General features: G+C 49.5%; 10 protein-coding genes and 4 pseudogenes. All 14 read right to left on the reverse strand.

Annotated elements, in window-relative coordinates; genetic code table 11:
* Positions 1-68 precede the first annotated feature (68 nt).
* A pseudogene (locus AQ981_RS28650) lies at positions 69-470 on the reverse strand (RHS repeat-associated core domain-containing protein); the annotation flags it as partial.
* A 63-nt stretch (positions 471-533) separates the two neighbouring features.
* Positions 534-1,331 (reverse strand): hypothetical protein, encoded by a 798-nt coding sequence (locus tag AQ981_RS04775; RefSeq protein ID WP_058910604.1) that lies wholly within the window; start codon positions 1,329-1,331, stop codon positions 534-536.
* A 9-nt stretch (positions 1,332-1,340) separates the two neighbouring features.
* A pseudogene (locus tag AQ981_RS25725) lies at positions 1,341-1,829 on the reverse strand (RHS repeat-associated core domain-containing protein); the annotation flags it as partial.
* A gap of 735 nt (positions 1,830-2,564) precedes the next feature.
* Positions 2,565-3,440, reverse strand: a complete 876-nt coding sequence (locus AQ981_RS04785) for a hypothetical protein (protein ID WP_249226265.1) — start codon at positions 3,438-3,440, stop codon at positions 2,565-2,567.
* A 34-nt stretch (positions 3,441-3,474) separates the two neighbouring features.
* Positions 3,475-3,780 carry a hypothetical protein gene (locus AQ981_RS04790; RefSeq protein ID WP_058910607.1) on the reverse strand — a complete coding sequence of 102 codons (306 nt, stop codon included), beginning with the start codon at positions 3,778-3,780 and terminating at the stop codon, positions 3,475-3,477.
* 283 nt (positions 3,781-4,063) lie between these two features.
* Entirely contained in the window at positions 4,064-4,612 is a 549-nt protein-coding gene (locus AQ981_RS04795) for a hypothetical protein (RefSeq protein WP_154675901.1), read from the reverse strand.
* Positions 4,613-4,626: 14 nt separating this feature from the next.
* Positions 4,627-4,767, reverse strand: a complete 141-nt coding sequence (locus tag AQ981_RS27565; protein WP_154675902.1) for a hypothetical protein — start codon at positions 4,765-4,767, stop codon at positions 4,627-4,629.
* Entirely contained in the window at positions 4,718-4,933 is a 216-nt protein-coding gene (locus AQ981_RS04800; RefSeq protein ID WP_058910609.1) for an RHS repeat domain-containing protein, read from the reverse strand. Before AQ981_RS04800 ends, AQ981_RS27565 begins: the two co-directional genes overlap by 50 nt.
* Positions 4,934-4,987: 54 nt before the next feature.
* Positions 4,988-5,184, reverse strand: a pseudogene (locus AQ981_RS28485) (hypothetical protein); the annotation flags it as partial.
* A 52-nt stretch (positions 5,185-5,236) separates the two neighbouring features.
* A complete protein-coding gene (locus tag AQ981_RS04805) occupies positions 5,237-5,770 on the reverse strand; it encodes a DUF4303 domain-containing protein (RefSeq protein WP_058910610.1) in 534 nt (177 codons plus the stop codon).
* Positions 5,771-5,783: 13 nt separating this feature from the next.
* Positions 5,784-7,244 (reverse strand): RHS repeat-associated core domain-containing protein, encoded by a 1,461-nt coding sequence (locus tag AQ981_RS28655; protein ID WP_476701392.1) that lies wholly within the window; start codon positions 7,242-7,244, stop codon positions 5,784-5,786.
* A gap of 219 nt (positions 7,245-7,463) precedes the next feature.
* Positions 7,464-10,589: pseudogene (locus AQ981_RS04810) on the reverse strand (DUF6531 domain-containing protein); the annotation flags it as partial.
* A 31-nt stretch (positions 10,590-10,620) separates the two neighbouring features.
* Complete coding sequence (locus tag AQ981_RS04815) at positions 10,621-11,040, reverse strand: DcrB-related protein (protein ID WP_058910612.1); 420 nt, start codon at positions 11,038-11,040, stop codon at positions 10,621-10,623.
* Between the two features lie 9 nt (positions 11,041-11,049).
* Positions 11,050-13,554: a type VI secretion system tip protein TssI/VgrG gene (locus tag AQ981_RS04820; protein ID WP_082683141.1), complete on the reverse strand. Its 2,505-nt coding sequence runs from the start codon at positions 13,552-13,554 to the stop codon at positions 11,050-11,052.
* Positions 13,555-14,264 lie beyond the last annotated feature (710 nt).

Raw genomic sequence — 14,264 nt, forward strand, 5'->3', positions numbered from 1 at the left:
GAAAGCCCTTTTCTTACATCCTGACCGAACTGATTGAAATCATTAGCATCTTTAAAACCTTTGGGTATACAGCCAATTAACCCCAACGGATCGATCCAGCTTAACGGATTATGCACATACGCATAGGTATTTAGTCCCCCCGCCAACCCTATCGGATCCGGCATCAGGTACTGCCCGGTCTCCGGTTCATAATAACGGTACCGGTTATAATGTAAACCCGATTCTTCATCCGCATACTGCCCGGGAAAACGCAGCGGATAGTCCGGCCTCACCTCATCATCATTCGCCGCCGGCAGCGGCCAGAACTCCGCCCGACCCCACGTGTTACTGCGCGATGACCATGCCAGCCGTCCACCTTCCGTCAGCAACTCCCGCGGCGTACCCAGATAGTCCACCACCACATAATGCAGCTGACCACGCTCATACCGGGCCACCGGCGTCAGCGCGCCCGGCGCATACAGCCAGTGAACCGCCCAATCAAGTTGAAGAATAAAAAGCAGGGACGACCCAAAGATGATCTCCCTGACTTTTACTTATGGCAGCTTTCTCTGTGTTTTTTTAATGGTTAGCGGTTTCCAAGATATTAATACTCCGGCGTTACCAAGATATTTATTTACCTCGTCAAGTTCCGCAGCATCAACTGTCCATAGCCATAAACCACTACTTAACTCTTCAAGGACACCGTGCTTTTCATCACTTGATATCCACTCTTTCAAGTTAATATTGCTAATGACAATATCAAGATGATGGCGATTAATCACATTAACTGGATATACCATCCTTAGCATCGTACTTTTATAACGCTCCTGCCCTTTAAATCTACCAGAGCACTCTTTTCTGAACAAAGAGGCGTCTTCATATTGATATATATTAACCATATTATCACCAGTAGCATAATAAAATGCCTTAGTGATTTTATCGCTATCATATTTAACACCATATGAATATGATATTTTATTAGATAATGTTCTTAAAAATTCAATTGTAGCCTTGGGCTCATCAACCACACTTGGATATTGTGCATCAATATAGTGGAAGCCCCCAAACTCATTGGTCATATAACCGAAAGATGCATACCATGGCTGCACATCTCTCTTTTCTGAATATATTCTAAAAGCAGTAATTTCATTGTTTTTTATTTTTTTCTTTAAATCAGGAAATGATATTTCTATAATATCGTGATCGCCTGGATGATCGCCATTCTTTAGTATTTTATAATATCCAGCACCAGTAATAGGTATACCAAGATCAGTAAAAAGCTTCTCACCTAGTTCGCACGCAGTTTCTGAACCTATATCTTCAGTATTATATAAAACCATTCCAGAATACATATGTTCCTCTTATATCCCTGAAATTAAATTATCTAATGCTAACTTCATATCTCGCGCATTATACGGATGTTCAAGAACAATAACTTCACCTTGCCTATTTGGCGGTAAATTACTCATTGCAGTATCATTACGACTAGTAAGTGTTGGAAGTTTTTTACCCATATCTGTTTTCGATGCAAGTTCTATAGCATGAACGTTACCATTCATATCAACAGCCATAATATCAGGTCGCCGTCCTGAGATTCCTTTACCATTAGCAAAGCTATATGACCTATTCAAATAAACTTCTTTAAATTTACCACTCATGGCTAATTTATTAGCTATAACCTCGGAAAACTGATCGTGACCAGGAGTTCCATCTTTTTGGCCTTTACCAAATATTTTTGTTCCGTTTACTTCACGTACTGGACATGCAACCAACCCATACGGATCAATCCACCCCAGTGGATTATTCACATATCCGTATGATCTTATTCCCCCCACCAGCCCTATCGGGTCATCGGGACGATCCGGTGCAGGTCGTACTTTTTAACACGCTACCGCCCGCGCCACTCCTGGCTTTCCGGCCATCACCTTTTACTTATTTAACAGCACGTTAACCAAACTTTCCCGACGCGCGTTTTCACCCCCGCTCACCATATCACCACCGCCACGAACCTGTCATTCCGCTTTCCACTAAGTCCGTTTCCGGCAACCCGTGACGGGGGGCCGCCAGGCCGCCACTGGTGGCATGGCGGGGCCACAGCGCGGGGTCTGCGGGTGCGGGCGGAGAGAGTCCGAAAGCGACGGAACGGCGCTCTATGGCATCGTTGCCTGACCGGGGTTTGCCTTTACATGACCACACGGACCAGGGCGGGCAGCGGAAGCTGGCGAGGCGGGAACGAGTGACGCGCGGCCTTTTTGCGCGGCACGAGCCGCCGCAGCCAGACGACGCCGGGCGGGCATAAAGCCCTTTACAAGCGGAGGCCGCAGGCCGACAACCCTTTACCGCAGGCTGGCCCGCAACGCCGCACCCGCAGAACGGCACCGGAGCCGCCAGGGATGGCGGCGACTGCGGTGCCGGGGAGGCACACTGCACCCGAACCGGCAGGAGCGAGTGCCAGCGAGCTGCGCTTCATCCAGGTCGTTTATCTTCTCTGCACACAGGTCATCGGCATCATAACGGTAATGCCAGATCACGCCGCCCCATATAGTTCTGTTACCACTGTAACTGATTGCTCAGAAACCAAGTAACTACTTAATTGCTTCAAACAAGGAGTTACTACAATCTGGTTCATACCTAACCTGCGTAAACCCTTTCGACATGAAATAATCAGGTAAGGTGGGATCATTCCATTTTGCGCCGCAACCAATAATATGAATTCTTTTAATGGAGCTTGAACATGCGATGGGTTTTATATCTATAATTTTCGTACACCCATAAAATTCAACATCCTCAACATGAGACAAGTTTTGAATTCCATTTAAATCATTAACTGTACAAAATCGAACTTCTAATTTAGATAATTTATCAATATTAGATACATCCTTGAAAGATTGTAACTTCCCGGACAATATCATTAAATATTCTATGTTTGTTTGTGATAATTCATTAATTGAATTAATAGTCAGCGGATTTTCTACTATAAGAGATTGAAGCTTTGGCAAAAAAATGATCTCATTAAACTCTGACTCATCCTTATTAATATTGACATGCAAATTAGTTAAATTTGGGAAATTGTGATGTGAAAAACCAACATTTCCACCTACCCCTTGCAATTCAGTAATATTATAGAAAATCTCACTACTTATCCAATTTACTCTCTTTTTTTTATTTTCACCTAACAAGCCAACGATAATTGTTTCAACATTGGCAGGAATAAGATTAGTTTTCATTTCAGGAACTAAATAAGTTGGTATAGTAATTTTTTTTAAATTAGGCAGGGTTTGAATAATGTCTGGAAAATTAATATCTTCCAAGTTATCAGGAATTAACTCTATGAAATCCACTTTATCCTTCTGATATTCTGGAATACAATTCCATTTCAATTCACGTCCCAAGAATGCTTTCTTATTTAATATATCTTCTGAAACATCACCATGCATTGGCCAACGATCTGCATTACGCATTGTAAAATTTCTCATATAGCTGTCTCTATTTTGGTTAATTCAATATGGACCAATCGCCAACACTGGATAGCTTATCTCGTGCCAATTGAGCGAACTCTTCAACTCTATTTATTGCTGCCGCACGAATTTGGTTTGCTGAGTTGGTAGCTTTTGGTATATTTTCAAAAAAATCCATCGCTTTTTGTTCATAATGTCGCAAAATTCGATTCATTTCTCTCAACCCCTCAGCTTTACCCAAATCAACATACTGGATCGAAACCTTTACTCCATCACGTAATTTTCCTGCGCTATCGAAAAGTAAATCAGTTGCTGTTTTATGCCTCAACTTCCCACCAGCCATCCCCCCTCCCTTAGTAGTAAAGTCTGGGCTTGATATAAATTGTCCATTTGGACCTCTCACTCTGCCTGTGTGTTCAATAATTCATCTTAACTTAGGATTATCCCTGATTAATTTTGCGATCCCACATTAGATAACTTACTCCAAAGTAGCTGCATATATCTTTGGTCAATTTTTAAAATAAACATGATAAATTAGCTTTTTAAAGCCACTGAACATACATTATAGTAATCAAATAGAAATCCAAAAATAATCTTAAAGGTTGTTTACAGAAAATGATAATGCTTTACAATCTATTTTCCAGAGATAGTGAAAAATCTTCTTTTTTATTTATCAAACTTAAAGTTACCATTTGTTTCTTTAATTCAGCACCAAGTGCACTATCATCTAATCTTCCAAAATCAATTAAATAAGATATTCTATTTATAATCAATTCAGCACAATTTGCGATATATTCTATTGAATCATCAAGGTAGCCATGAACTAAAGATGACATACCTCCTAAAAAATCCATAGCGCCTTGTGAAGCAGATTCATCATCCTCATCAATCTCATCTTGATCCCAGTCTATATCTTCAAGATAGGTACATAGCAAGTGCAATCTCTCTGGGCTAAAATTACCACTCCATATAGCTTTCAACTCCTCTGCCAAATGGCTGCATGTTCCATCTCCATTTATTTTATCCAGAAATTTTTTTATTTCAAAATCATTAATCATTGGCCATAAACACCAAATTCCGAATTTTATTCTCTGAACAGAATTGAACAACGCAAGTCTTTTCGTTAGCTGCGATATATGCATTGTTATATTCACTTCATCACCATAACTAGTCAAAAAAACCTCCTGCTTTACGAACCTGCCAGCAGCCCCGTCGGCGTATAGTTGCTCAGCAGCGCAAAACCCGCTCCGCTTTCCCGCCACTGCTCCTCATCCCGGGCGTTATAGCCCAGGCTCAGCGGCGCATGTCCCTTCACGCTGAATTGCGACACAGCCCCAATCCAGATGCAACGCCACCCCGTCCAGCCGGGTTACCGTCCGCTGTCCTGACGCATCATACTGATAACTGACGCTGCGCCCGTTGATGCGTTCGGCGATCACCTGTCCGGTATCGTCGTAGTCGAACTCCACCACCGCATCATCGCTGGTGACCGTCACCAGACGCCCGGAACCATCATAAATATTATCAATGACCCCGATCAGATTAATCTATTTTTCGGTGTCGCCTTCCGGTGTCAGGATGTAGCAGATAACCGTATTTCACCCAGATAATGGTACTCAATGGCCCGTTTTCCCTGGGTGGCGATATTCATCCGGCCACGCTCACCATAGCCGGTTCGCTGTTCCATTCCGTCCGGGCCGAATATCCCCGTAACCCTGCCGGACTTGTCATACGCATACTGCGTTTTTTATATGGAATAAAGTTTCGCAAGATCATTGATGATAATTTCAAAATATCATTCAAAGTTCTTTTTCAACCCACTGTTTCAGCTCTTTTTGTACAATACCAATATTTAAATCATTATTCCAAGATAATATCTCATCTCCTTCATAACAATCACTCATCATAAAGAGATATATTAACCCATCTGATTTATTGAAAATATTTTTTTCAATGCAACTTTTCATAGCTTCCAGGCAACAGGCTATGACTTTTTTTCTATGGAAATCAAAATCAGTTTTCGCTGAATTCGCTAATAAATCAGCTGATACATCAGAAAATGCGTTATTATTATAAATAAATAAATCCACATCACTACAAATGGTTTCACTGAACCATTCAGATGGGCTATACTTATAAGTTAAAGGATAGTTGTTGTCTTTCACTTTATTGAGGTGAGATGTAGTATTAAAAAGAAGGGACATCGACATAAGACTCTCATCTGTAAACAGACAAAAAGATATTACCTCATCCCAATATTCTTCCTCTTTAATATGCTCCACTAAAGAGGCAATGCTATGAATAATATCATTCTTCAATTTCAAATAATCCATAAATCCTCCACTATCATATAGTACCATTGGCGAACATCTCACCCAATTTAGTCAATGCATCTCTAACAGACCCACCTGATGCAACTGTTTCTCGCAAGACTTCATTAACTTTCTGGGCTGCTGCAATAGTGTGATTCTTATTGGGCGCCCAAACAAGGTTCTCAATTCCATACTTAGGATCTATACCTGCTTCTCTCAATATTCTTTGACTATCCTCAATAAACTTTCTTGCTGCTGCAGGGCCTTTCTGAAACACGATATGATGTGCATGTGCTCTTATCATATTTATAGGAGCATTTGTACCGGAAAGTTTTGCAAAATAATCTCCCCATGAACCCATAGTTCTAGATAATTTTGCTGCATCTAACGCGGAATAGCCTTGTTTCCTAAACTGCATATAACGAGCAAATCTTTCCGGACAAGGAGCTAACCCCATAGGGTCCACATACTCCAGCGGATTAGGCACATACCGGTAAGTCTGCTCGCCCCCCTGCAACCCCAGCGGATCCGGACTCAGATAGCTCCCTGATTCCGGATGATAATAGCGAAAACGGTTATAAACAAGCCCGCTCTCCCGGTCTTCGCTCTGCCCCGCAAATAACAGTCCGGGATCCAGCCTGTCTTCACCCAGATGGCGCATTCGCCCCTGGCTCAGCCCCCACAGACTGGTCTGCCGACGGCGCCACACCCGTTTGCCTTCCGGGGTATACAGCGCCAGAGGCAGGCCATTGAGATCCGTGGTGGCATAATGCGTCTGCCATTCCCCCACAGCATTGCCTTCCGTCCGCCAGTCCTGCTGCGCCAGCAAATGGAATCCGTTAAAAACCTGGTGGCGGATATGCTGCAGTTCACCGTCCCGGTATTCCCTGATGACCGCTACCGTGTCTCCGTCCCAGAGGTATTCCGTTCGCTGCTTTCTGTGATCGCTCCATTTCGCCGTCCGCCGGCCCATCACATCATAACGATAGTGCCACGTTTCTCCGCCCGGCTTTTTAAACCCCGTCAGCTGATCCCGGCTGTTCCACTGGTACTCATATATCTGCGGCCTGAAACCTTCCTCGCGGATGATGCGCTTTGTCATCCGCCCGCTGCTGTCGTACTCAAACCACTCCTTACCCTGCTGCGCCAGCCGGTGTCCCGCACCGTAGCGGTTTTCCACCTCACTCCGGCCCTGGCCCGGAATATGCAGCCGCGTCAGATAGCCGCTTTCATCATATTCGTACTCCTCATGGTGCAGCGGCCAGCTGACCGCCGTCACCTGCCCGTTACCGTTCAGCTGATAACGCACCTGCCCGTCATCATCATTCACCGCCACCAGGCTGCCCCGCGCATCATAATGATAAAGGCGGTCCTGGCTTGCCAGCACCGGCGCCGGAATATCCTTTTCCTGCTGCGCATCCAGCAGCAGCGTCGGCTGACGGCCCGCCCGCTGACGTACCGGCCGTCCCACCTCATCGTAGTACTGGCACAGCATAAACCCGCCGTCCGCACTGCGCTGCGCCTCACGGCCCGCCCCGTCATACGCCAGATTCAGCGCCGCCCCGCCCGGCAGTTTCAGTTCCGTCAGTTCGCCGGCCGCGTTGTACTGGCGGGTGGTCTGCAGTACCCGCCCCCCGCTGTCGCCGTGCAGCCTGATTTCCCGTTCCACACTGCGATACGACGGATAGCGCCAGATAATCTCATGCGTCGCATGCTTCTCGCTCACCAGCCGCTGTGCATCATCGTACTCATAGCTGATGCACTCATCATGGCTCTCCGTTGCCAGTAACTGACCGGTTTTGCTGTACCGGTAGCGGATTGTCCCCTCAGCGCTGTGTTCTGCTGTACACAAACCCCGGGCATCATAGTCATAAGTAATTTTCTGCCCCAGGCCACTGGTACGGCTGATACAGTGTCCGTCCTCGTCGTATTCGTAATACCAGACCGCGCCGCCGTAATCCTCTTCTTCCACCACCTGGCCATACTGATTAAACCGGTAACAGTATGACTCGCCCTGCGGGCTCACGGTCTCCGCCAGTTGCATGGTCACCGGGTCGTAGCGATAGCGCCAGCGATTGCCCTGTGCATCTGTCCGCGCCACCGGCAGATCAAACGCCCCATACTCCAGCTTCCACTCAACGCCGTTGCCGTCGGTGTGGCATACCAGGTTGCCATGCCTGTCGTACCGGTACGACGCTGTCGTACGATCGGCATAATCCACCTGCGATAACCTGCCATGTTGCTGCCAGTGCAGGTGTGTCCTTATCTGGCCCGGCTGTATCACGGTTTCCGGCTGGTCGCGGCGGTTATATTCCAGTTGCCAGCTCCGGCCTGCCTCGTCAGTTATCTGGTTCACGCGTTTATGCGCGTCATAGAGATAGCGGCGGCTGCTGTTGTCCGGGTGAATTATCCCCGCCAGCAGCCCGTCCGGATGATAGTACAGTTCGGTTTTTTCGCCGGTCGGCGAGAAAATATGGACTGGCCTGCCCAGCCGGTTATACGTCTGCTGCCATTCATGCCCCAGCGGGTCGACAATTTTGCTCAGCCTGCCCTGGTGGTTATATTCATAACACCACGCATTTCCCGCCTCATCGGTATATTTACTCAGCCGCTGGCTGTGCGGCGCATACTCATAAAATGTCTGCCGCCCCTGCGGGGTTGTCCTGGAGGTGATGTTATGGTTTTCATCGTAGGTAAAACGGGTGACATGGCCGGCCTGATTTTCGGTGGCGATGATATTGTAGCGTTCATCGCGCCAGTAGCGGGTGCGACAGCCATTGCTGTCGATCGCGTCAGTAAAGTTTTCGCCATAGCTTAATGTGCCGCAGTAAAAACCTTCAGCGCCCTGCGTGGCGACACAGCGGCCTTGATCATCATAAATAAACTGCACCCAGGTTTTATCATGATCGCCCCATTTCACCAGCCGGTTGGCAGCGTCATAGTCATAAAAAAGGTGGTATTCCTGGGTGGCATCGGCCTCCGTTAATCGCCCGCGCTCATCCTGATGGTACTGCGCCAGAACCTCCAGTGTTCCGTTATAACGGATGATTTTATGCAGATAACCATTACTGTGATAATCAAGCTTCAGACGAATGCCGTCGGTATGCACAACCCCAATGATCTGTGCGGCGTCATTACGCTCAAAGTAGATTTTATTGTTATGGACATCGCTGATCGTACCCAGATAGAAGCGGCGTTTTTCAGTACTGTTTTGCTGGTTAAACGCATCGTAAAAATAGCGGCTGGTCAACGTGTCAGCATCAAAAAGCTCTAAAACTTTGCCACGCCGCCGCAGCGTCAGATGGTCATAGTCAGGATTCCAGGAGAGATCGTCATCAGGCATGAAATTGAAGTGATACACCTGCCCGGTATAGTCAAAAATATCGACGAAATTACCGTTGGCGCTGACCAGCGCATAGTCGCTCCAGTTATCACTCCAGCCCATCCCGGTCAGGCCAACAAACGATTCCGTAGAGTTGTAATAGCGGGTAAATTCCAGTGCCAGCGTCTGCCCCAGAATCAGGTCAGTACGTGCCTCAACATAGGCTCCGGTCGCGGCATCAATCGGATCAAAAAGGTATCGCTTTATTCTGCCTGCCGCATTGCGCGCACCTTGCCCGGCCCGTCGGGCCATATCGGCGGCTTTACTCGCAACCCTGGCAGCGGCGCCTCTTACGGCGACCAGCGCCCTTTGCGCACCTGCCATCGCCCCTCTTAACACCCGGGGCAGGCGACCTGCCAGTTTACCCGCAACCATACTAAGCCGGCCCGCCAGTTTGGCGCCGATCGATGAAGGGGGAAGCAGAAAACTGGCGATATTGATGGCGCCAAGGATTTTTCGCATCCATGGCGGAAACTCGGCATCAATATCTAAATAAGTCAGTTGCCCACCGCCGATCAAAACGTTTTTCGCACCAGCTTTAATAGCTGCAGAACATTCCAGCTTATCGCCCTTGCGTGCCGCCGGTTGACTGTTGATAAAGACACTGCCGCTGCCCTGGGCAATACGCGGCGGCTTACTTTCCTTACAGCACGCGGTATCTCCTGGCGCTACAGGGAAATTAACATCCCTCTTTATTGCACCATGCCCTCCCGCCATCGTGAGCAACTCAGCGGCTATCGGTCCACCCGTTAACCAGCAGCTTGCCGCTTCCAGCCGTTCCAGAACACTGGCATCATTACGCCCAAGAACGGTGTCCATATTTTTCTGTGAGACATCCCCCGCCCAGTCCATAACATTACCGGCACCCTCCATGACGGCACCCGGGAGACTGGAAGTCGCTTTAAGGTAATTTCCCTCACTAAAATCGATGACCAAATTCTGCAAATCAGTCGGCGCCGCTTCAACGACTTCCACATCCGACGCAGGCAAAGTCACTCCTGCCCTTGCCGCAAACAGTTTGTTGACGAACACGTTGGGTGAACCGGTAATAATCATACCGTCGGGGCTGGTGAACAGATCATCGACGAAACTGGTCACCTTATTACTGATCTTTTCTATTGCCGGCGCGGCTTTAACGGCCGCATAAAGCGCCAGTCCACCAACCAACAGGCCGACCGGGAATGTCAGAGAAAATGCGGCAATGATCACCACACCAGCAGCAATCGTAAGCACCGCGCCAACCACCGCGCCAGCCAGCGCCGCCCAGAAACTTTTATGCTTTACCGGATCGCCGAACCTGGCTCCGCCTGGGCCGGGTTCCCAGCCAGCACGGGCTGCTTTAAAATTCTGGAAGGTGGCATCTCGCTCCATTTTGGCCTGTACCAGCCCGGCCGTTCTGTTAAGCATCGACGCGCCAGCCAGCGCCCCAATGGCGGCAATTCCTTTACCGACAGACATGACTATCTATCCCCTTAGTATGGTTGTCCCGTTAATCCGCCACCTCAGGCTTAAAGCTCTGAATAACGCTGAGCATGATCTCTTTTTGACTTTTGCTCATACCGTTTGCACTGCTGACCGTAAACGTCATCAGCGTATTGCCGCGAAACTGCATCACCACCAGTTGGTCGATCCGACCCTCATCGCTCTGCCAGTGATATTCAAGACGCCAGGCGTTTTGCCCCGCCAGGGTGATGGTTTTAAATTTATGTTCGGTGTATTCGGGTAATTGCTCGCGATACTGGACCAGCACGTTTTCAACAAACTCTTCTTCTGCTGAACCAAAAGGCAGTTCCATCCGGGTAATCACCAGATTAAGGCCGCTGTTATCGGGCGCAGAAAACGCATTTAAGGTTTCATCTTTCCAGTCTTCAGGAAGGGTAATTTCACCCTCATTAAGTCGATAACGCATTTTTTATCCTTAATTCACAAACACACTTTTTCCATTGATAACAATGCCGTCTTCACTGAGCTGGATCACTGAGTCCCCGATATTCAGGATGATGCAGTCTGGTTTCAGGGTTATCTGACTTTTGCCTACCCCCAGCATCACGCCATTTTTCGCCATGAAACTCTGCCAGCCAGAGTGCTCGCCGCCCTGACCGCCAGTGGCCAGGCAAGTGATATCATCTGCCGTAATGCTTTTACTTTTAGCGATGATTTCTGTCAGCTCACCTTTCTGAACGTGGATGGTCCGGCTTCCTTCCAGCACACTGATCTGCTGTTGACCCTTTACTATTTCGGTATGGTTAGCGCCGACGATGGTGGTACGGTCATTTTTGACTTTGGTACTCATATCCTTCTGCGCATGCATCGACAGCATTTCCTGGCCGTTGGCGTCTTCGAACTTCAGTTCGTTATAGCCCTGGCCCTTATGCGTCTTACTGCGAAACGCCATCTGGGTTTTCGAGGCCGGCAGGCCGATAGAAGGTAAGTTAGCGGCGTGATAAGTACGGCCGATAATGATCGGCTGATCCGGGTCGCCGTGCAGGAAATCCACCACCACTTCCTGGCCGATGCGCGGCGTGGCGATCATCCCCCATCCCTGGCCGGCCCACGGCTGCGATACGCGGATCCAGCAGGAGCTCTTATCGTCGGACTGCCCGTAGCGGTCCCACGGGAACTGCACCCGCACCCGGCCAAAACTGTCGCAAAAAATCTCTTCACCCGGCGGCCCCACCACAATGCCGATTTGCGAACCATCAACGCGCGGCTTCGGCAACGGCGCCGGACGCCAAGTCTGCTGCGCCGGCACAAAACTAAACTGGTTTTCCAGCGTGGTGCCCTGCTCGCCGGAATCATGTTCCAGCGCCTGAGGCTGCCGGCCGCTGTGGGTGATGCTCACGACCTGCCAGCGGGTATTCAGATCCGCCCGCGGATGGTTCTGCAGGGTAAACAGCAAGCCTGGAAACAGCTCTGACGAGTTGCTCTGACCATGGCCGGCATCCGCGTCATTGCGCAGGCCTTCCAGCTGGTAGTGAGTAAAATCCTTACCGTGTTGTTCGTCCTTAAAACGCCCCGGGAAGTCATAATATTCATAGTCCGGACGCTGGTTGTGCAGCGTACTGGCCTGCTCGTTGAATCGGGCCGGCCAGCCGGGGTTTTTGAAGGTGTAATCTTTCAGTTCCACCATTGCCGGGCGCACCTGCACACTACGGCGGAACGTGCTGATGCACAGATCTTTGGTCTGGGTTTCCCGGGCGGGATTCCAGGGCAGAACGGGACCGGTCGGCAGGGTGCCGGCATCGTCGGCGAACACCAGCGTTTCGCCGTCTTCGCCCATCTCAAAGTAGTAATACATCCCTTCTTCAGAGCTGAGCCGGGCGATAAAAGAGAGATCGTCTTCCTGATACTGGACGCAGAACTCGCGCGCCGGGTGGTCATTGCGCAGGGCAAACGCCACATTGACCACGCCGCTTTCCCGCAGCAGCGTGGAGATAATGTCATCCGGTGTCTGCTGCTGGAAAATACGCGAATTGCGCCGCAGCGAGGTGCGCCACATCGCCGGGCGCATCACCATGCTGTAGCGCGTCTGGTGCTGGCCGGTATCCCCCTGCTCAAAAGCGGCGATAATCCCGGAGACCTTTCGCTCCACCGCGCCGTCGCGCAGAACGGTTAATACCGCGTCATTATCCAGTACCGCTTCAAAGCTTACCGCCGGATCGGCGCTGGCCAGGCCAAGCTGCAGCAGCCAGGGCGAGGAGAACGATTCGCTGAGCGCGAAATCCACCACCACAAACGTATCGGGAGGCAGCCCGGTCACCGTCAGGGTGAACTGCAGGCCGGAAGGGGTCGCCTGCCCGAACAGCGCGCCGGCCGCGGAGGTCAGCGCCGACGCGGCATTACCGCCAGCCAGCGAAGCGAGCGCGCTGGTGGATAAACTGCCGCCAGACGACAAAGCGCCGCCAGCAAACGTACCGCTGGTTAAAGCGCCGGAAGGCAGGGCGCCGGAAACAAAACCGCCACCCGTCAGCGTGCCGGAAGGTAAATCCTTCGCCACGATATTCTTCGCCAGGCTATCCACTGTCTGTTGCGCGCCGGAAAACGCCTGCGCCGCGCCGGCAACAGTACCGGCGACTTTACCACCCACCGCCTGGGCCACTCCCCCCGCCACGCCGGACAACGCCTGCGCCGCGCCGGAAGTCAGATCCTTCGCCACAAAATTCTTCGCCAGCGTATCGACGGCCTGCTGCGCGCCGGAAATCGCCTTGCTTACCTCAGAGACCGTGTCGGCGGCTTTGGCCACTTTGCCGCCCACCGCCTGGGCGACACTCCCCGCCACGCCAGCCACGGCATCCGTGACAGCGCCGGCGCCGGCCTGGGTAGCAGCGTTAATGCCGGCTTGCGCGGCATCCTGAGGCGAAACGATATTCTTCGGGGCTATCTTCCCGGCTAAGGGATTTTTTTTGCTGTCATCAGAAAACATCGCCAACTCCGTTTTGTCATATTTTCTGCAATCAGTAAGGTCTCCGACCGCTTCGCCAGACCCTGCAAAGATGCGTGCGCGTCATTAATGGTAATGCGCTGAAAGGTAATATATTGGCCAGCAATCATAACATACACAGGCGAGTGATAAATTATCGCCACTGAAACGCAGAATAGTTAAATCTGTATTGATAAAACAATAAATTACCGTCTCAGCTCGCCACACAGCAGAGCGATCTGCCGCAACGACGGCGGATTATCCAGAATAATTTTGATTCGGCAAAGATTATAATTTTATTCACTGGTAACGCATCTCACAGTTATTGAAATCGGTGTTTTCTTCTCACCAAAAATATGCAAAAAAAAGAAACCCCACCTGTCAAAAGATAAATTGACTGGAATGTTCTTATAATCGACCTTCTGCCAACACAGTTATCACTCGCGTAACAAGAAGACCTAACATACTGTTATAATAGAGAGTTCATGCTCTCCAGGAAAATTCGATAGCTACCGCATGGCGTTCCTCCGTGATATTCATCGCCGCCCGTTACAGTCAATTTCACCGTAAATGATGATTCCTACTTCGGCGCGATTTGTAGCCAGCTTTTGCACAGTCAAAAAACCAACCGTAACTGACACAATGCTGGTATGGAATTACACCCCCTACCCGGTAACGCTAAACAGGCCATGAACTAACCATTCAGTTCATTC

This window comes from Entomohabitans teleogrylli (assembly GCF_001484765.1).
In the GTDB taxonomy this organism is placed as follows: Bacteria; Pseudomonadota; Gammaproteobacteria; order Enterobacterales; family Enterobacteriaceae; genus Entomohabitans; species Entomohabitans teleogrylli.

What these genes read in the sequence shown, in the direction of transcription:
- AQ981_RS04775 (WP_058910604.1), bottom strand. Translation starts at nt 1,331, where the DNA reads ATGTATTCTGGAATGGTTTTATATAATACTGAAGATATAGGTTCAGAA.
- AQ981_RS04785 (WP_249226265.1), bottom strand. Translation starts at nt 3,440, where the DNA reads ATGCGTAATGCAGATCGTTGGCCAATGCATGGTGATGTTTCAGAAGAT.
- AQ981_RS04790 (WP_058910607.1), bottom strand. Translation starts at nt 3,780, where the DNA reads ATGGCTGGTGGGAAGTTGAGGCATAAAACAGCAACTGATTTACTTTTC.
- AQ981_RS04805 (WP_058910610.1), bottom strand. Translation starts at nt 5,770, where the DNA reads ATGGATTATTTGAAATTGAAGAATGATATTATTCATAGCATTGCCTCT.
- AQ981_RS28655 (WP_476701392.1), bottom strand. Translation starts at nt 7,244, where the DNA reads ATGCTGTGCCAGTACTACGATGAGGTGGGACGGCCGGTACGTCAGCGG.
- AQ981_RS04815 (WP_058910612.1), bottom strand. Translation starts at nt 11,040, where the DNA reads ATGCGTTATCGACTTAATGAGGGTGAAATTACCCTTCCTGAAGACTGG.
- AQ981_RS04820 (WP_082683141.1), bottom strand. Translation starts at nt 13,554, where the DNA reads ATGTTTTCTGATGACAGCAAAAAAAATCCCTTAGCCGGGAAGATAGCC.